Origin of the sequence: Chryseobacterium sp. JM1 (genome assembly GCF_000737715.1) — a bacterium.
Taxonomy (GTDB): Bacteria; Bacteroidota; Bacteroidia; order Flavobacteriales; family Weeksellaceae; genus Chryseobacterium.
On record NZ_JPRN01000002.1, the window covers coordinates 579,387 to 599,772 of the forward strand.

The 20,386-nt window shown below is 40.5% G+C and carries 14 protein-coding genes; 5 read left to right on the forward strand and 9 right to left on the reverse strand.

Going from position 1 to position 20,386, the window contains the following annotated elements; genetic code table 11:
- Positions 1-390 precede the first annotated feature (390 nt).
- From IW22_RS23525 to IW22_RS23530, 3 genes are read right to left on the reverse strand one after another with little or no spacing between them, the layout of a single operon-like run.
- Positions 391-2,445 carry a hypothetical protein gene (locus IW22_RS23525; protein WP_131401685.1) on the reverse strand — a complete coding sequence of 685 codons (2,055 nt, stop codon included), beginning with the start codon at positions 2,443-2,445 and terminating at the stop codon, positions 391-393.
- A 16-nt stretch (positions 2,446-2,461) separates the two neighbouring features.
- Complete coding sequence (locus IW22_RS04915; RefSeq protein ID WP_034724553.1) at positions 2,462-3,004, reverse strand: hypothetical protein; 543 nt, start codon at positions 3,002-3,004, stop codon at positions 2,462-2,464.
- Between the two features lie 37 nt (positions 3,005-3,041).
- On the reverse strand, positions 3,042-4,877 hold the full coding sequence (locus tag IW22_RS23530) for a tail fiber domain-containing protein (protein WP_131401686.1): 1,836 nt from the start codon (positions 4,875-4,877) through the stop codon (positions 3,042-3,044).
- 445 nt (positions 4,878-5,322) lie between these two features.
- Between IW22_RS23530 and IW22_RS04930 the strand changes: the two genes are divergently transcribed.
- From IW22_RS04930 to IW22_RS04940, 3 genes are all read left to right on the forward strand, one after another.
- A complete protein-coding gene (locus tag IW22_RS04930; RefSeq protein WP_034724557.1) occupies positions 5,323-5,688 on the forward strand; it encodes a hypothetical protein in 366 nt (121 codons plus the stop codon).
- 41 nt (positions 5,689-5,729) lie between these two features.
- A complete protein-coding gene (locus tag IW22_RS04935; RefSeq protein ID WP_034724559.1) occupies positions 5,730-7,145 on the forward strand; it encodes a PLP-dependent aminotransferase family protein in 1,416 nt (471 codons plus the stop codon).
- 497 nt (positions 7,146-7,642) lie between these two features.
- The gene (locus tag IW22_RS04940) at positions 7,643-8,128 is read left to right on the forward strand and encodes a GNAT family N-acetyltransferase (RefSeq protein WP_034724561.1); all 486 of its coding nucleotides are present in this window, start codon (positions 7,643-7,645) and stop codon (positions 8,126-8,128) included.
- Between the two features lie 225 nt (positions 8,129-8,353).
- Here the strand turns inward: IW22_RS04940 and IW22_RS04945 are convergent, their stop codons facing one another.
- The 6 genes from IW22_RS04945 to IW22_RS04970 all read right to left on the reverse strand — a co-directional run bounded on the left by IW22_RS04945 (position 8,354) and on the right by IW22_RS04970 (position 17,825).
- Complete coding sequence (locus IW22_RS04945) at positions 8,354-10,207, reverse strand: LamG-like jellyroll fold domain-containing protein (RefSeq protein WP_034724563.1); 1,854 nt, start codon at positions 10,205-10,207, stop codon at positions 8,354-8,356.
- A gap of 647 nt (positions 10,208-10,854) precedes the next feature.
- Entirely contained in the window at positions 10,855-11,523 is a 669-nt protein-coding gene (locus tag IW22_RS04950; protein ID WP_034724564.1) for an HAD-IA family hydrolase, read from the reverse strand.
- Between the two features lie 6 nt (positions 11,524-11,529).
- Positions 11,530-12,684 carry a TIGR03364 family FAD-dependent oxidoreductase gene (locus tag IW22_RS04955; RefSeq protein ID WP_034724565.1) on the reverse strand — a complete coding sequence of 385 codons (1,155 nt, stop codon included), beginning with the start codon at positions 12,682-12,684 and terminating at the stop codon, positions 11,530-11,532.
- Between the two features lie 2 nt (positions 12,685-12,686).
- Positions 12,687-13,994, reverse strand: coding sequence for a DUF5690 family protein (locus IW22_RS04960; protein WP_051891061.1), 1,308 nt, complete (start codon positions 13,992-13,994; stop codon positions 12,687-12,689).
- Positions 13,995-14,003: 9 nt separating this feature from the next.
- On the reverse strand, positions 14,004-16,829 hold the full coding sequence (locus IW22_RS04965) for a TonB-dependent receptor (protein WP_034724566.1): 2,826 nt from the start codon (positions 16,827-16,829) through the stop codon (positions 14,004-14,006).
- Between the two features lie 426 nt (positions 16,830-17,255).
- Positions 17,256-17,825 (reverse strand): helix-turn-helix domain-containing protein, encoded by a 570-nt coding sequence (locus tag IW22_RS04970; protein WP_034724567.1) that lies wholly within the window; start codon positions 17,823-17,825, stop codon positions 17,256-17,258.
- A 193-nt stretch (positions 17,826-18,018) separates the two neighbouring features.
- On the opposite strand from IW22_RS04970, the gene IW22_RS04975 reads away from it, so the two are divergent.
- On the forward strand, positions 18,019-18,726 hold the full coding sequence (locus IW22_RS04975) for a response regulator transcription factor (RefSeq protein ID WP_034724569.1): 708 nt from the start codon (positions 18,019-18,021) through the stop codon (positions 18,724-18,726).
- 3 nt (positions 18,727-18,729) lie between these two features.
- Positions 18,730-20,130, forward strand: coding sequence for a sensor histidine kinase (locus IW22_RS04980; RefSeq protein ID WP_034724573.1), 1,401 nt, complete (start codon positions 18,730-18,732; stop codon positions 20,128-20,130).
- The last annotated feature ends 256 nt before the right edge of the window (positions 20,131-20,386 follow it).

Below are 20,386 nucleotides of genomic sequence, written 5' to 3' on the forward strand. Positions count from 1 at the left end.
AGAGACATTGTTACTGTTACCAGCCGGAACTTATAATCCCGGAGTCTGGCTGTTTTATTTTTTGCAGACGCACTGTCACTGTCGACCTGTCAAAATAAGTCTGTAGAACAGCCATGAGAATGCTGTGGCCGGTTTCGTCAGATGAAAAAGCTGTATTTCATTCACTGGGATCTCTTTGAGAGTGTCCTGTTGATGTGGAAACCTTCAGCCCGGCTTTTCAGGGCGGGGCCGAAGGATGGAAAACCCACATCACTATATTTTCTGAGTCCTGAGAAATAAAGCTGTTTTTTCTTCCGGGTATTCATCTGACCGGAGAGGAGCCGGTCAGATAATTATTTACCCTGAATCATCATTCTGAATCAGAATCCGGGAGCCTTCCTTATCTGACTTTTAATTGCCAATGGCAAGAATGGCGAAGCTGGCCCCTGCTTTGATATCATATGTTTCCACAGGATTATTACATCCATAGCAATGGTTGGAACCAAACTGTACTTGAGAATAAGCATTCAGATAGAGCACAAAAGTTCCTCCTGAGTTTCTGAAAGGAATTACTGAAGCTGCATCTTTTCGGAACTCATTAAATATAATTTCCTGACCATCTACATTGACAACCCATGATGTGCCACTATTGAGTTTGTTAGGCTGTACACCGGCAGTCATAGAAACCTGATAATACCCTGATGTGGGTACGGTATACGTATTGGTAGAGGTATTCCAGTTACCATCATTAGCTGCTATGGAATGCCAGATATAAGGCCTGAAAACGCCTCCCCCTGCTACGGTCTGATTGGAGGTTGTTCTGCCCGAAACTACGATCTTAGGGATAAATGGACTGGAGATATTCTGCCATACAGGGGCTGTACCCGGCCCTTTTGACGTCAGTACCTGTCCATCGGTTCCGGCATTTCCGGCAACTGAATCGCTACCTCCCACATTCAGTTCATTGGTGACCTGAAGGGCTCCGTTGACGTGCATTTTTTTCTGCGGAGTTGAAGTTCCTATCCCCATGTTTCCATTGGTATCAATGATAGCTTTAAACTGATCACCTGTCATAAAGATAAGATTATGTGGTGTGTTTGTTCCTATCCATCCTCCAGATGAACTTATATAGGATCTTAGCTTTACTGTTCCGTTGGAATGCTGCCACCCGTAATCATTACCTGTTACAATATCCATTTTGGTCTGTGGAGCAGTAGTTCCTATACCAATTCTGTCATTCCAGGCGTCAACGGAAAGAGTGGATCCGTCTACAGAGAAAGCGTTGGCTGCCGTTCCGGTGAATGCCAGAGTTTTGTCAGCCTGTGTCACGGTTCTGTTTCCGGATAATGTTCCGTCTGAACTGTAAATGTTCGAAGAAGATCCGGATGAGACATTCAATGCTCCTCCGGTAATGGATAATCCGGAACCTAGGTTAAGATTGGAAATATCCCCGTTGCTGTCTCTACCCAGTATGGCTGTCGCGGTGCCTGCAGAGCCTGAAATTCTGGCAGCTCCTACTACATGGAGTTTTTGTGCAGGGGTTTTTGTTCCTATTCCCATATTTCCGTTGATGTCAATGAGGGCTTTAAACTGATCCCCTGTCATAAAGATGAGACTATGTGAGGAGCTTGTTCCTATCCATCCGGAAGATGAATCTAAATAGGATCTTAGCTTCACTGTTCCGTTGGAATGCTGCCACCCATAATCATTAGCTGTTACAATATCCAGTTTGGTCTGCGGGTCTGTAGTTCCTATCCCTACATTTCCTGTGGCCTGTGTCTGGAGTAAAACATTTCCGGAACCTTTTGCATCCAAAGTTAAATCTAGGTTAGTCCTGGATCCTATTTTCTGAATCCCGTCATATCCTATACCTACTCCAGCGATCCCGTTCGAATGCATGAATGAAGCGATACCACTGTATGGGTTTGTGCTCGAATTTGCCACATGGAGGGTATTACCGGGTGCATTAATTCCTATTCCTACTCTGTTATTGGCTGCATCTATGGATAAAGTGGTTCCATCTACAGAGAATGCGTTGACAGCTGTTCCGGTGAATGCCAGAGTTTTGTCATCCTGCGTCACGGTTCTGTTGCCTGTTACGGTACCGTCGGTATTGTACAGGTTAACGCTTCCCGCTGTTGCTGAATTGAGTTTGCTCCAGGCTGTTCCGTTGTAATAATAGTAGCCTGCTGCATCTACATTTACGGTGGTTCCGGTTTGGGTCCCGGTAGAGATACTGTTGATATAGATCAGGGTAGAAGTAGCTACTCCGGTCATATTCTGAGCTCTTTCTCTGTCTACTCTTGGAACCAGAAGGCCTTCTGCCGTTTTGGAGGTTCCTGTGGGCGCTTTAGCAACTACATCCAATGTAGCGACAGGGTTGGCTGTATTGATTCCGGTCTGACCATACATTTCTGCTGAATAAGCGCAGAAAATCATGATAATGGGTAAAATAATCTTTTGCATAACTGGTTTGTGTGTTTTAAATTTTTTCATTTTCATAGCCTCCTCTAGCCATATCAGGTTTGGTTTCCGGGGTGACAGTTCCTATACCAACTCTGTCATTCGGGGCGGTAATAAAAAACATGCGTCCGTTTGCAGAAAAAGAATTGACAGCTGTTCCGTTGAATGTCAGTGTTTTATCAGCCTGTGTCCCAGTTGTGTTACCCGTTACGGTTCCGCCGGTATTGTACAGGTTGACACTTGTCGCTGTTGGTGAATTAAGCTTTGCCCATGCTGTACCATTGTAATCATAGTCGCCTTCAGCATCTGCATTCATGGCGGTTCCGGTAGAGATGCTGTTGATATAGACCGGGGTAGAAATGGGGGCTCCGGTCATTTGGGCCCTTTCCCTGTCTGAGCGGGGAATGAGAAGGTCTTCTGCTGTTTTAGTAGTTCCTGTGGGTGCCTTGGCAGTCACATGGAGTGTGACTGCCGGATTGGCTGTATTGAGACCCACCTGAGCATCAATTTCTGCTGAATACGCACAGAAAATGATCAGAATTGATAAAATAACTTTTTTCATAATGCTTGGGGTTTAATATATTTTTTCCTTAAAAAGTTTAAGGCTTAGGTTTCAGCTGCTGTTTTAAGGCATTAATTTCTTCCTGTTGTTTTTGAACGATGGTTTGAAGCTCCTGTAAGGCTTTGGTAAGCACCACGGTCATTTCACCATAGTTGACACTTAGCGTTTTCATTGCATCATTGGCCGTATTTACCAACTCTGGTATGGTGGCTTTAACCTCCTGGGCAATAAAACCGATTTTTTTCTCTTTACTCAGTTCTTCATCTTTATACCGGTAATTAATGGTACGAAGGTTTAATATTTCTTTTAAACCATAAGTATTATCGGTAATATCTTTTTTCAATCTGATATCCGAAACTGTTTCATACCCTATTGCTGAAACCTTCCCTTTAACAGCTAGTTTTTCTGTTGGATTAGCCACTCCTATTCCCACATTTCCAGTGGCAATTGTCTGGAATAAAAGATGTCCGGAACCGGCTGCATCTACACTAAGAAATGAGTCAGCAAGAGTTCCTATCTTTTGTATCCCGGTGTATCCTATCCCTACTCCCTGGGTAAGATTTGTAAACCGGAATTGAGCGATACCAGTGGAAGGCTGCACGCCAGAACTTACCACATCGAGTGAACGACTTGGCGAAATCGTTCCTATTCCTAGGTTACCGTTTTTATCTAACACCATCCGTGGATCAGTTGTTGCTGAAGCTTCGGTATAAAAAGCAAGGGCACCTGATGTAATTAATCCTAATCCATAGAAAAGATTATCAGCAGCATTGTTATAAATCGCTAATTTTCTTCCAGTAGTCGGTCCCAGATCGAGCAGGCTGTTGGGAGTTGTGGTTCCTATTCCGACTCTGTTATTGGCTGCATCTACTGAGAATGTAGTTCCGTCTACAGAAAGAGCATTAACAGCTGTTCCTGTGAAGGCAAGTGTATTAGCCGCTTGCGTTACTGTACGGTTGCCGTTTAGCGAACCATCGGAATTATAAATATTGGTTGAAGCTGCAGGTGTTGCCCATGTAGGTGCGGCACCCGTACCAGCTGAAGTAAGTACCTGCCCTGTAGTACCTGCGCTGCCGGCTGTAGTAGCATCACCCCCAACATTGAGTTCATTGGTTACCTGAAGGGTTCCATTGACATGGAGTTTTTTCTGTGGAGTTGCTGTTCCTATTCCTACATTTCCTGTGGCCACTGTCTGTAGTAGAAGATTTCCGGAACCTGCTGCATCCAGACTAAGAAATGAGTTAGCTTGAGATCCTATCTTTTGTATCCCGGTGTATCCTATTCCTATTCCCTGGGAAAGATTTGTATACAGGAATTGAGCAATGCCACTGGAAGGCTCCGTGCCCGGACTTACTACATCGAGTGATTTATTTGGTGAAATAGTTCCTATCCCGACTCTGTTATTGGCTGCATCTACAGAGAATGTAGTTCCGTCTACAGAGAGAGCATTAACAGCTGTTCCTGTGAAGGCAAGTGTTTTGTCTGCTTGTGTTACGGTTCTGTTATCCTTTAAAGTTCCGTTATTCGTATAGAGGTTGGTGATAACATCAGCGCCAAGCTTTCCCCATACCGTGCCATTATAAAAATAATAGCCAACGGCATCTATGTTGACGGCAGTTCCGGCCTGGGTTCCGTTCGATATACTGTTCACATAGATCAGCGTAGAAGGAGATACGCCGGTCATACTCTGTACTCTTTGTCTGTCTGCCCTTGGAATCAGAATCCCTTCCGGGGTGGTGGTGGTTCCTGTAGCATTTTTGGCGATAACATCCAGAGTGGCAGCCGGAGTGGTGGTGTTTACTCCTACCTGCGCATTCATTTGCATCATGCATGCAGAGGCTGCTATCGTAATAGGTAAAATAATTCTTTTCATAACATTTGCTGTTTTGATTTTTGTATCGGGAGCAAAATTATAGGTCAAATAGGGAGGAAGGATATTTATCGCGTTAAAAACTTGTTAATTAAATCCATTTTTTCAATCAAAAATCGTTAATAATTTTTTCGTAAACTATTGATTATCAATATATATTTTTGTAAAACACGTTAACTCAAATTTTGAGAAGAAAAGTGGAATAATTTTAGGCTGATTAAATTTTTTTTGGGCGGTTAGATAACAGACATCAATGGAAGTTGCCAGAGGTCCCAAGTATAACTGTAGGGGAGTTTTATTACTTTTGGTACTCCCGTTAATCCGGTAGTGTCTCGTGATAGCAGCAAAAACTTCCATCTTACAAATCTGTATCCAAAATAATATTAACTTCTGTATCTGTATCCATGGTGAAATACGTCATAATTTTGTTGAAGTAAAGCAGAATAGTATGGAAATCTTAAGACCAACCCACGATCAGCCTGTTTATGCTGAAGTTTATATTTCAGATATGCCGGCCCTGAAAAATCTTTTTCTACAGACCCAGACCCTCAGACAACTGAATCAGAATTTCGGTGTTCCTTTTCTTTTGGTTAAGAAGAAGAGTGAAGTGGTAGCTTTTGCCAGTCTGGTGATCAGTGAAAAAGGAGAGATTGCTTTTAAGATCTATGAGGACCGTTTTTCAGATGCTGAAAAAAGAAATTTTATCCGGCATGCAGAAAGTTATTTCAAAAAAAATAACACCGCCAATTTCCGCGATCCGGAGCAGCTGAAAAGCAGCATCAGCAGAATGGTAGGCTGGCTGAATATTGGATAAGACTGAATGAAATTTGTACATTTACTTAAAATCCAGATCCCATGTCCAAAGACGTTCTCTACCTTAAAATAGCAAAATCTGTCACAGAGCAGATCAAAAGTGATACCCTGCAGTTTGGTGACAGATTGCCCTCGCTCAGAAGTGCCCAAAAACTTTATAATGTCAGTCTGAATACCGTGAAGCAGGCCTATATGGAGCTGGAAAGCCGTTCGCTGGTAGAATCACGCCCAAAGTATGGCTATTTTGTGAGCCAGAGTTCTCAACGAAAACTGGCCCTGCCTTCTGTGGCCCCTATGAAAATGGCAGAGAGAGAAAATACAGCTGAGGTTCTTATCGATAAAGTGTTCGGAACCATTGACGGGACGGATGTGACCCAGTTTGCTTTAGGTATTCCGGGGAAAAGCTTTCTTCCTTTGGCCAAACTGAAGAAATCGATGATTAATGTCATTAACAGAAAGGCTGACAGCGGAACAGATTACGAACCGGTACAGGGAAATGAATATCTGCGCAGAGAATCGGCGAAATGGGCTCTGGTACTGGAAGGGAAGATCTCGGAAGATGACCTGGTGATCACCTCAGGAGCGATGAATGCCGTGTATACCTGTCTGATGGCGGTAACGAAACCTGGAGATTCCGTAGCCGTGGAAAGTCCGGTTTATTTCGGGGTTCTTCAGGCTATTCAGCAGTTGGGACTGAAGGTGGTGGAAATTCCTACCCATCCTATTTACGGAGTAGATCTGGAGGCGCTGAAAAAAGTGATTCCTACGCTTTCGGCATGTTGTTTTGTAACGAATTTCAATAATCCGTTAGGTTTCCAGATGCCCGATGACAATAAAAAAGAGCTGGTAAAGCTGATCACGGAATATAATGTTCCGTTGATCGAAGACGATATTTACGGGAACCTGTATTTTGGAGCAGAAAGGCCAAAACCATGTAAATTCTATGATGAAGCCGGATTGGTGATGTGGATAGGATCGGTTTCCAAAACGCTGGCTCCGGGTTATCGCGTGGGGTGGGTGGCTCCGGGAAAATTTAAAGAGCAGGTGATCCGGCAGAAGCTGGTGCAGACGGTATGCAGCCCGTCCATCTATCCGGATGTCATTGCAGATTTTCTCGAGCACGGACGGTACGACCATCATCTGAGAACATTCAGAAAAAAACTATACGCGAATTATCTCCAGATCCAGAAGTCGGTGACAGAATATTTTCCCGATAATACCAAAATATCAGAACCAAAAGGCGGCTTTATGCTGTGGCTGGAACTTGATAAAAAGATCTGTACGGAAGATTTGTTTGATGAAGCGATGAGTCAGAAAATCAATTTTGCTCCCGGAAGAATGTTTTCGCAATACAATCAGTACCAGAACTGTATGCGCCTGAATTATGCTCTGGAATGGACAGATAGAGTGGAGAGCGATCTGGAGAAATTAGCCAAAATGGTAAAAAAGAGAATTTAATTTCCGATTACAGGATTATAATAACCACAAAAGTGACAAAAGTTTTAAACACTTTAGTTGTTTTAAGTAAAATGCATTGCGGATAAAAAGAACACATAAGATTAAAAAAGTCAGAGATTTTTATGGATATGATTTAAACCATTAAGTGGAATTAAGATTTTAAGATCATTAAGAGAGCTTCGCTTTAAGGATTGCAGCTTAAAAAATCTTTAGATTTTCTCTTAACTATTCTTATCTCCTTCACTGATCTTAATGTTTCAAAAAAAATATACATTATCATCTGTGAAAATCTGTGCAATCCGTGGTTAAAAAATCATTAACCACAAAAGTGACAAAAGTTTTAAACACTTTAGTTATTTTAAGTAAAATTATAGAGCATAAAAGTGCACTAAAGTTTAGAAAAAATCAGAGATTTCTATTTAAAAACATGCATTAAAATCTGTGCCATCTGAGAAATCTGAAAATATAAATAATACGATCAATTAAACCCTATAGCGATGAATGAAATGAATAATGAAGTAACCATTATCAACTATGAGCCTCAATACAAAGAAGCTTTTAAAACATTAAATGAAGAATGGATCAAAACATTCTTTACCATGGAAGCCGGCGACTATAAACTGCTGGACAATCCCGAAGAACATATTATAGATAAAGGAGGGCATATTGTCTTTGCGCTTTTGGATCATGAAGCGGTAGGAACCTGTGCACTGGTGAAAATGTCTGATGAGCCGCTTAGATTTGAACTCTCAAAGATGGCGGTAAGCCCTAAAGCGCAGGGGAAGAAAATAGGCTATCTGGTAGGGCAGGCCTTATTGGATAAAGCAAGAGAACTCAAAGCAGAAAGTATTTTCCTGGAAACAAATTCCGTGCTGGTTCCTGCGATTAAGCTGTACGAAAAACTGGGGTTCAAACATATGCCCATTTCAGATTCAGCCTATGACCGTTGTGATACCCAAATGCTATTGACATTCAATGATTAAGCAAAAAAAAAGATATTAGAACCCGGACATAAAAATCCTTGTTCTAATATCAAAAAAATTAAATCTAATGCGTTGGTAGAGTTAGGAAGCCGGAAGAGGGAGGATGGAAGTTGCTGTTAGGCATTCATCTCAACAGTTTCCATAAAAAGTGATTAAAACCCACTGCAATTCTGGCTTTAGGCTAAGATTACTTCCATCTTCGAGCTTCAGGCTTCCCATCTTCTCCTATTTCTTAATGAAAGTCTTCGTCAGCGACTTTTTGCTTCCATTCATTTTCATAAAATACATTCCTGTGGGAAGACCCTGAATGCTTATTTTTTCGTTGTAAGATCCGTTGGATGATTTTAGAGAGGTTGTTGAAATAAGTGCTCCCTTAGCATCAATGATTTCTGCTTTAATTTCCTTATCATCAGACTGATACTGGATGTTGATGCTTTCTGAAGCAGGATTCGGATAAAGTCTGAAATCATCCGTTTTTGTCTTAGTATCCTGTACAGCCAGAGCTCCGTTAGAGCATACCGGAATACGGTTCACCCCATCGATTCCCCATGATGACTGTACCGGAATACACATCCAGTTCAGAACCGTAGGGAAATGATCCGTTTCTCTCGTTGTTGAGGTATAATCATACATTTTAAATACGTTGGTAGTCCCTGCAGCATAAGCCGGAGATCCGGTTACGGCAAGATTATTGGCATTCGGACTTGAATCGGTCAGTGTGTTTCCTGATGTTCCGTTACATTTCCAGTCTGCCAGTAACTGCGCGTAATAAGGATGCGAAGAAGTAATATCCTGGTTCGCCCAGTTAACGATCACATCATTCGGAAGAGCAGATTTCCAGACTCTGATATCTTTATAGGAGGCAGCAAGATTTTCACCGTAGACATTTGTTCCGTCCTGATTGATGGTAAACGGCAGCCCGGAATCTATATTTCCGATCGTATTCATTTTAGCAAAAGTTACCGGAACACCGTCTTCGTACAAGGTTACAAGACCATCCCTGTCGAAGCTTACGGCAATATGTTTCCATTTTCCTGTTTCTACTTTTCCACCGGTCAGGTCAATTCTGTTGGTTCCGTCACCGATATTCATTTTGAAATTTTGTCCCGAGCTTCCGGAGATTACAAAACCTTTATTTCTTCCGTTCGCCCAATTTTTGTTACTCATCATCACCGGATCGCTTGAATAGGCTGTATTCGGTTTTACCCAGAATTCAACCGTAAAATCCTGATTGGCCCCAAAATTAAACGGAGTTTGATTAGCCGGTTTCGCATATGTACCCGCCGGAAAGCTAAGCTGATTAAACGTTTTATTGGATTCCAGAATGGTTTTACTGATCTGCTGAGGCGTAAATCCAGGGTTGGAATAGATATTAAAGATATTTCGCTCAGAAAGGTTTCCGCCACCGTGAGAACTTTGGATGGCCCCGTGATCGGTTGTTAAAACCACCAGCCAGTCTTCATTGCTGTAAGTTGGTCTGCTCTTCATCGCACTCACAATCTCTCCGATATAGGTGTCCGTAGTCTGAATTGAAGACACATACTGAGGAACCGTACCTGCAAATCCGTAAGAATGTCCGGCGTGATCTACATCGTCAAAATCTACAAAAAGAATATCAGGATTGTCATTCTGCATGGCACTGACTGCGGCATTTTTCACAGCAAGGTCAGATCCAAGATTGCTTTTTACATCAGCAGTCTTTACAATCTTGTCATTAAGTGGCGCCCAGTTAACCAGGGACATCGTTCTTAAGTTCGGGTTATAAGTTTCTGCTCTTGTTAAAAAGTCAGGGTAGTTCACGTAGTTGGGGCTTGTGAAATTGTTGTCCTGAACATTGTGTTTTGTGTGCCATACACCGGTAAGCATGGTGCTCCAGCCGTTTCCGCTCCATGTAGTGGCGGCGCACAGACCATCAAGGGAGTAAATGGATTGATTAACAAGGTTTTGGATGTTCGGGATGTTGCTGGACATCATCACATCTGCGCGGCATCCGTCGATACCGATAAATAGAACTTTCTTGGTCTGAGCTTCAAAGAAACAGCTCATAAGAACGGCCATTGAGAATAGTTTTGTTTTCATGGGGATAAAGGGTTTTGAAAAGAAATGTTTACAAATAGTAATTTTATTTTTAACTATTGTAAAATTAATTTACTATTTGTAAACATGTGTAAACTTAAGGTTAAGAAATTGATAACTAAATGTTTATGGTTTTTAAACACAAACAGCACAAATACCTTCACGAATTTCCACGAATCATAAAGTGGTGTTATTTGTGAAAAATATTGGTGCCATTAGTGTTTAATAAGCCTGTTTTAATCTGTAAAAAATCAAACATTAAGGCATTAAGAGATTCATAACATTGAGTTTAAAGCCTTATTAAGAATATCTCCGATATTTCATTAAGGCTGCTGCTTCATTTTGCCAGCGGCAAATTCTTAATTCTTCTTTTTTTACCCAATAAACTTAACTTCTTAATGTTTTAAAAATTTAAAAGCAAAATATTTATTCAGATTATATTTTAAAATAAAATGAGACTGAAAAACGAAGCATAATTCAGTTAATGTGTTGATAAGTAGATATTCAGAATTTTAAACACAAATGACACTCATTTTTTTCACGAATGACACGATACATTATTTGTGAACATTTTTGAATCTATTCGTGCCATTAGTGTTTAAATCTAAAAAAATGAGGCTGAAAAAAATAAGTATAATTTGAAAGAAGAGTTAAAGTATATCTTCAGCCTCAGAAATTGTATTAAAAATATAATCAGGATGTGCCTTCTCCAGCTCTGTCCTGCTTTGTGCTCCGGAAAGAACCGCAATCGTTAGTCCGCAGCCTGCATTCTTCCCTTCTTCAATATCGATCACAGAATCACCTGCTTTTAAAACCTTTTCGGGTTCAGTGATATTGAATTTTTTCATCGCAAGATTGATCATATCAGGGCTCGGGCGGCTTTCTGAAACATCGTCAGCGGTGATCAGCGCATCGAAGTGGATGTTTTCTTTCCATTGTAATTTATCTAAAAGCTGGTGGGCAATCTCGGAAGTATAACCGGTATTGAGAACCACTTTTTTATGCTGAGCTTTCATCTTTAAAAGAAAGTTTTCGGTCCCGTTGATAGGCTTCAATTCCAGTTTTTGGTAAGCTTCTTTTAACTGTTCCGAAAAGTTTTGGAAAATAACGGCAGCATCTTCTTCATTGCCCCCGATTTCCTTCAGCAAACTGGTGATGGCTTCCAGCTTTTCCATTCCTGCACAGCTTGAAAGCACCTTTTCTAAAGTCACATGATAGCCATGATTATTCACAGCCTGCGTTAAAGTTTTGTACACTACATTGTCTTCGTCAATCGTTGTTCCGGCCATATCCAGAACCAGTAATTCTATATTCTTCATTGAAATTTATGCGTAAATTTTATCTATATTAAATTTGGAAAAGCCTCCGCTTCCCGTCATTCCTTTGCCTCCGATCCCAGTTACGATGTAGATATTCGGGGAAGGATTGTGTTCAAAAATATCTTTGGTCTTGCACTGGGAATAGATCCCGAACCATCTCCTCTGAATTTCATAGGTAGGAAGGTCTATAATTTTTTTGGCTTCGTGAATCATGAATTCGTCGATTTCCATATTCAGATCGTACCCAAGATCATCGGCATTTTTGGCATCTGCATATTCGTGGGAGTCGCCCAGAATAATAGATCCGTCAAGTGCCTGCTTGAATAAAATATGAACCCCGTACTTCTTTTCAAAAGATTTCGGATCTTCTGATGCCTTGATTTTCTCAAAAGACGCACATTCACTGAACGATTCATATCTTCTGATGGAAAGTCCGGTAAGAATATTTCCCGGAAGCGAATAAATGCCCTGTGGCTTTGTCTGAAGCATCTGCAGCTTACTCACCTCCAAATCGCTTTCATCAAATACTTTAGGGTATAATGTTTTGAATTCATGACCACCACAGATAATAATCTTCGATGCTGTAAATTCTGTTCCGTCTGCACTTATGGCGACGCAGTTCTGTCCGTTTTCACCTGTTTCAATAATCGTGGTATTATAGAAGATCTGAAGTCCCAGCTTTTCCTGCAACAGCTTGTGAAGCTTGACGATCATATCAGCAGAATCTACCGAAAGTTCCTGCGGAAAAAAAAGTCCTCCTTTGCAGTAATCCGAACGGAGACCGTCAAATTTCTTAATGCAGTCGTTTTTAGATAACAGAACGGATTCGTAATCATTATTTCTGTTGATTTCATGTAGCTCTTCAATCAGCTGAATTTCCTCATCATTTGAAGCAATATATACGGAACCGTTTTTTCTTATGGTAAGATCTGCCTGAGCGTGAAGTTCGTTATAGATGGCCAGACTTTCTCTTCCGTAGTTCTGCCATGTAAGATCCATTCCGGAGGGAACTACCTGTCCGAAATTTCTCACCGTTGCGCCCTGAGGAACAGAATTCCTTTCCAGTATAGCGACCTTAAGACCTCTTTTTAGAGCATGATAGGCGTGGAATGTTCCCAGAATTCCTCCTCCCACAACGATTAAATCAAATTTTGCTGTCATTGTTATTTTAATTTATAAAACTTCGACGGATCGAAATTGATGAATTGATTAGAATTTGAATTCGGTTTTGCCTTTTTTTTGAAAGCTAAAAAAGCTGTAACCGAAAGAATAAGAACGGCGGCTGTAATAATATAATTTAAATGAATATAAAAATTAAGCCACGAAGTCTGCGCAGAACCGAAGTTCTTGTACAGCAGGATCAGTACACTTCCCAGGTAACCGAAAGAGTCTACGGTATAAATCAGAAACCCTACATTTCCTTTGATGTCAAAAGCAGCGATCATCCGGTCAAAATAAATTCCGTTGAAAGGAATATAACAGATGTACATACCAAAGCCTGAGATCACCATCCACAGAAAAGGAGATAATGCAGCATTCTGAAACAGATACGTTGATAATCCTACCGTAAGAATGCCTCCAAAAAGAATGTAATGATAGTAGGCAAACGCTTTTTTATTGTTTTTCACCCTGACCATAAAGCTTAAGATGAGAAGCACCATGATCGCAATCGGAATTTCTGTGAGCGTGAAAATGGAACTGTCAAAGCTAAAATGCAGGCCATCCCAGATCTCACGGTTGAAATTATCCCTGAAATCCCTTAACACGGTTAAACAGACATACAGGAAAATAATACACACAACCGGAATGAAAAACCTACGGATCAGTGCCTTTCTTTCTGCCCGGTCCAAAGGCTGTCTTTTGTTTTTAAGCAAAATATCTTCTTCCGTAGGTTTTGGAATTCTCTCTAAAAGAAGAGCGAAAATAATCAGGGGAATAATGAAAACCAATCCGGTGCAGAACGGCATCCAGAATTCCGAAACAGGGAAAGTATCCATGATAGACTTCCCAACTGATTTTGTAAATCCTGAAGAAACCACAAAGCTTGTGCACAGGAAAAGCCCGATGATTTCTGTCGTTTTCCGGCCTTCAATATAAGAGAATACAATTCCCCAGATCATTCCCAGCGGAATCCCATTGATAAACATAAAGGCGATGTTGTAAGGAGCAGGAACGGCTGCAAATCCCAGTAAAGCAAGTTCTGCCACTCCAATGAACGCCAGTAAATAGACGATCCTTTTTTCAGGTTTCAGCTCTGAAATAAATTTGATACCGATGAATTTCGAAATGAAATACCCCACCGCCTGAGCAATGATGATCAGGATTTTATAATCAACCCCGAAATAGGCGAGTCCTTCAAAAGAGGCTACCGTAAAAGGTTTTCTGAAACCGTACATGCAGAAGTAAACACCGAAAGCAGCCAGGGCAGCCTTCAGTGTTACTAATGTTTTTTTATTGATACTTTGTGCCATTGATATGGTTTAGAAGTTCAGTTTTATTCCAAGGTTACATCGTACGCCGTAATATTCTACCTGTTCAGGACGGTCTTCATTCTTTCCGAAATGATAGATCAAAGGTTTGTTCAGGATGTTGTTTACATCGGCATACAGCATCAGGTGTTTTGTGAACTGGTAGGATCCTCCGAAATCTAAGCTGCTGTATTTCCCGTAATAAGAATCATTAATGTCGTCTTCCGCATATTCTACGGCGTATTTTCCTTTGTAATTATAAGCCAGTCTTGCATTGAATCCTTTTTTCTCAAAGAAAACCTGAACGTTATACAATTGCTTGGCCTGATAAGGAAGCGCTACTTTTCTTCCGCTTGGTTTTTCCATTTCTGAAGTCATGAACGTCGCATTCAGCTGTGTTCCGAAATACTGAAGAAAGCCTGGTAAAAAGTCGAATCTTCTGTTGATTCCAAGTTCAACACCGCCCAGCCATGCTGCATTTCCGTTATTCGGTGCGGTAAACTGTACACCGGTCATTCCATTATAATTTCCGATGAAAGAATCCTGGAAAATTGGGTCGGTGATGGATTTATAGAAAACCCCTCCGCTTACGATTCCGACATTGGAGAAATAATATTCTCCCATCAGGTCGAAATTCAGTGAATACGTTGGATTAAGGTTTGGGTTTCCACCTTTAAATTCATTGTCTGCCTCACTGTACGTACCGCCCGGTGTAATATCCCCGAAGTTCGGTCTTGAAAACGTTCTGGTTGCTGCAAAACGAAGGTTGGTTTTATCGTTCAAAGCATATTTGATGTGGAGCATCGGAAGAACGGCCAGGTATTTTTTGGTGTGCTCAACCGGTGTCAGAACATCTTCAACCACATTGTATCCTTTTACTCTTGTATTGGTATTGGATAATCTGATTCCTCCTAAAATCGTGATCTTGTCACTCAGTTTATACGTTCCCATTCCGTAAGCATCGGCATGTTTCTCAAAAACATCGAAGTTTCTTCCCAATGCTTTGTTGTATTCTAAAGCTTCAGAATCAGTAGGGTTGATCTTCAGATTTCCCTGGTTCTGGATCCAGAACTGATCCATACCTGTGGTAGAAAGCACCGGTCCGAAAGTATTCCCGATATGGGTATTCATTTCACTTAAATATTTCGGTCCGTTCGCCTGTGTGGTGATGTAGGGAGCGTAATCAGATAGTAGAGGAGCTGTTCCGCCGTTCCAGTTATAGAAAATATCCGAGAATCTGGCGTTTCTTTCTTTGTCTCTGTATTTGAATCCGTATTTTAAAGTCAGCTTATCTGATGCATTGATCTCATGATTAAATGCTGCTACGATTTTATCTTTTTCCTCAACAAAAACTTTATAGAATTCAAGGTCTGTAAATCTCATCTGTGAGGCATCCATTTTATAGCCCGGATCACTGTAGAACCCAAATAAAGCATCCGGATTTTTATAGTCTAATTTTCCGCCATCTGCTTTCCAGTAAGCTCTAGGTCCGCTTCCGTGGTTGGAAATATAATCAGGATTAATACCTACTCCGGATTGAGTGTATTTAATCACATAATAAGAATTGTTCTGTTTGTCGGGAATGTTCCCGTACTTAAAACGGTTGTCATAATAGGATAGATCCCAGTCGATTTTTCCTTTATTTAAAGTATGAACTCCACCCAAAGATATAGAAGTAAGTTCGGTGATCAGTAAGTTGTGGATATTCTGAAGTTCCACTCTTGCCGTATTGTTCGCAGAGCTGAATTTATCAAATCTGATTCTGTGCTTGTAATGCGTTTCATCATCCGAAAGTGTTCCGTACATTCCTTTTACATAGAATGTGTTTTTTGGAGAAAGGACGTATTCAAAAGCTGCATTCACACCCGTTGTTTTTCTGACCCCGTTGTAGTCGCGGAGCTCCATTCGGAAAACACCTTCGTCACCACTTCTTCTCGCCTCAAAATTATCTGTAGACCAGTTTCTGATAAAGTGCGCCACATTGAAAAGGTATCCGAATTTTTTATCCTTCGTTCGTCCTCCGTAAAGAAGTCCAAGGTTGTAAACCCCTTTGTCAGCTTTTGCATTGTAACCGCTTCCAAGGGTCGCTTTGAACTCTGTTTTCATGGGCGGGGTTTTCGTGATAAAATTGACTCCACCTCCGATTCCGTCTGCTTCCATATCAGGGGTAAACGACTTATTCACATGAACATAGGAGATCAGTTCGGTAGGGAAGAAGTCAAATGCGGTTGCCCTGGAAGTGGTTTCTTCCTCTGCAGTAGGTAACCTGTTGCCGTTAATGGTTGTCGATGCCCAAAACGGCGGAAGTCCTCTTAAGGAAACAAATCTTCCTTCGCCCTGGTCTCTCTCGATGGAAACACCCTGAACACGCTGAACGGTTTCTGCTGCATTTCTGTCCGGAAGCTTTCCGATTCCGTCTGAGGCGATGACATTGGTAATATTCACCGCGTTTTTCTGAAGGTTTAGAGCTCTTGCTTCTGTATTCTTCAAAGTTCCGGTTACCACAACTTCGTCAATGTTCTTTCTCTGTTGGGATAATTTGACAGCACCTAAATCTATCGTTTCTCCGGATTTCACATCTATAGTAATGTCTGCTGTTTCATAACCGATGTAGCTTATCTGTAAATTATACTGCCCTTCTTTGATATCATTCACCGTGAATTTTCCATCAATATCTGTAGCGGTATTTTTTGATAAACCTTTTATTTTGACCGACGCGCCGGGAAGGGGTTGGCTGTCGTCAAAAACAGTTCCTATAATTAACTGCTTCTGCGCTGACACAAAAAAGATCAAACAGACAAAAGCAAGGGTAAGTAATTTCTCTAATTGGGTCCTCATTTTTACATATATTAAATTTTCACTGCAAATCAAGCTAATAATTTTAATATATATAAATATTTTGTATTAAGTATTATTTAACAAATCAGGCCAATTTGTTACTTATATTTTACTGTATTCACCTTTTTGAAAATGAAAAATAAAGTGATAATTAGTCCTTAAATATCTTTATTACAGGGCGTTTTAGTTTAATTGATGAAATGTTTCCTGAATGAGAATTTTAGACAGAGATAGTCCTGTGGGTTAACATAACGTTAATTTTAGAGGTAAACAGAAAATTATAAATTTTACTATTTGTAAACTTTTCGTCTAAATAAATAAGACAGCTTACGAAAATGTGAACCTGAAAACGGAACGTTTCTACGTGTTACCCGTGTCAAGGTTCAAAACCTTTACACGGGTAATAAGGTTTGAAAATAATGAATTTTAGGCAGTATAAAAGTAAAGAACAAGCATAATACAGCTTTCATCGCTGATGCTTACCGGAACGTGTGGAAATTTTCCGTTAAAATAAAGAGAGTCTCCTTCTTTTAAGATGATTTCTTCATTATCGATGATGTATTTTACTTCGCCTTTCAGGATGTATTTAAATTCCCAGGCATCAGTGATCACTTTTTCCCTTTTAGAATTGGGTTCAATCGTCAGTAATACGGCTTCAAAGCCTAAAGAGTGCAGGCTTTTACTGAAGATATGCATATACTTGAATCCTTCCGCTTCCACTTCTTTTTCGATAACCTGCTGGCTGTCTTTGGGAAGATAAATGAATTTGGCGCTGGATTTTTTCTCTACGCCTTCAAAGAAATAGCTGGCATCGATTTCCAGAGACTGGATCATATCCAACAGCACAGGAAGTGAAGGAATGGTTCTTCCGTTCTCGATCCTGGACACAAGGCCGTTGCTTACATTGGCTTTGGAAGCCAGTTCGTTGATGGTTAAATTATTCTTTTTTCTGATATCCTTCAATCTTTTACCGATACCTATTAAAAAATCATTCATAGTGTTTGCAATTTAACCTAAATTATGTTCCTTCGTTTAAGAGATGAAAAGCAAAGTTAATATTATTCTATATAGCTTTGGTCAACTCCCGGATCAATTCACTGAAAATTGTTATTGAAATTTTTCTTCTGCAAGTGAAGCCGATTCCTCATATTCGCTCTTTTTCCCTATTTTTGTGAAATTCCTTATTTCAATGAAAAAGATTATCCTCATCGAAGACGAAACCAGCGTTGTCTCTTTTATAAAGAAAGGACTTCAGGAAAGCGGCTATGAAATTTCCGTGGCTTTTGACGGTCGTACCGGTGTACAGCTGGTACAGGCCAACGATTTCGATCTGGTGGTTCTGGATATTATGCTGCCGGAAATGAATGGTCTGGATGTCTGCAAAGAGATCAGGAAAACCAATCAGCATGTTCCGATTTTGTTTTTGACCGCACTGGGAACTTCTGAGAATATTGTTCTTGGACTGGAAAGCGGAGGAGATGATTATCTGGTGAAGCCTTTTAAATTTATTGAACTGGTGGCGAGGGTAAAATCTCTGTTAAGAAGAAGCAACGGAGTAAGTCCTCAGGAAATTGCCGAACCGGAGCCGGACAATGAGCACGTTTTTCAGTTTTCTGACCTGATGGTTAATGATTATACGAAGAAAGTGACGCGCGCGGGAGATGAGATTTCACTAACGTCTACTGAATATAAACTTCTGCTGTATTTCCTGAATAATCCTGAAAAAGTAATTTCCAGAGCTGAGATTCTGGATGCGGTTTGGGGCGTTAATTATGAGCTGGGAACCAATGTGGTAGATGTTTACGTGAATTATTTAAGAAAAAAACTGGACAGTCACGATGATAATAAACTGATTCATACGGTAATAGGAATGGGATATGTACTGAAAAAATCTTAATGGATGTTTAATAAAGTTGTTACAAATCAGACCAAAACGATGGTGCTTTTAATGCTGGTATTTACTGCCATCATTCTGCTTTTCAGTGGGTTGGTTTATTTTTCGATTGTCAACTTTTCCCATCAGAGGTTTTATGAACTGCTTAAGATCCGTACAACGACGATTGTTCAGATTGAAAAAAGCAAAGACCATCTTGATCTTCCCGAAAACTATATCCTCAACAGTCTGAACGATGAGGAGCTTCCGATGGAAAGAGATTATGTTTTCGCGGTTCCTGCAGATTCCAATTTCAAAAAAATATCACAGGAAGTTCATATTCCGGATTATTTTTTCAAAAGTATTGTCAGAAAAGGGGAGTCCAATTATAATGATAAAGAATTCTACTATATCGGACAGACCTTTAGATATGATGATAAAGATTATATCGCCATTGCTTCTGCAAAAAACCATTACGTAATCTATTATCTTGGATTTTTAAAAAGAACGCTGATCACCTGTATCGTTCTTTCCCTGTTCTTCAGTATGATCTTTTCTTTTTATCTGTCTAAAACTTTATTCAGACCGATTCTTAAAATTACTGGTAAGGTAAAAGAAATCAGTTCCGAAAACCTTCACCTTAGATTAGAAGCTCAGCCCGACAATAAAGAACTGAATGAGCTGGTAGATACGTTCAACGGAATGCTGAACCGTATTGAAACTTCATTTGAAACCCAGAATCATCTGATCGGAAACGTCTCTCATGAACTGAGAACGCCTCTGACATCGATTATGGGTGAAGCGGATGTGGCTCTTTCGATCAACAGGACGGCAGATGAATATAAGGATACCTTAGAAATCATTCTCGACGAAGCTGAAAAGCTGGATAAAAAGATCAAAGCCTTGTTGATGATCGCTCAAACCGGTTTCGACGGAAAGATCCAGAAAATGGACAAGGTAAGGATCGATCAGCTGCTTTGGGATGTGATTGAAACACTCAGAAAAATTGATTCCAGAAATAATATCTACCTGGATATCAGTATGCTTCCGGATAATCCTAAAAAATTAAAAGTTCAGGGTAACGAGCAGCTGCTGCATCTTGCGGTAGCCAATATCATTAACAACGGCTGTAAATATTCTAATTTCCAGCAGGTGAAAGTTTCACTGGGCGCCTCAGATACCGATGTTTATATCATTGTAAAAGATTTCGGGATCGGAATTCCGGAGGTGGAGATGAACAAAATCTACGATCCGTTTTTCAGAGCGTCCAATACCAAAAACTACGAAGGCTACGGAATCGGACTTCCACTGGCAAGAAACATCGTAAGGATGCACCAGGGTGAACTGATCGTAAGTTCTCACGAAAACCAGGGAACTACGGTACAGATGCGTTTTCCTAATTTCTATAGTACAAGACCGGAGAGTTAAGGTACATGTTAGAGAGTTTGAGAGTCGGAGCGTTTTAGGGTTTGAGAGTGTTGCTGGTTGCTTGTTGCTGGTTATTGAGTTCATATCTATCTGAGGTCTGGCATCTTGATTCTTGGTTCTTGTTTCTTACAACTAAATTCACCATTCACTTGCGAAGCAAAATTCACTATTCACATTCTTACGCTTAAAGTCTCATGTCTAAAATCTGACATGTGATGTCTTCACTTATTTCCCTTTTTGTTAACGGGCATTAACA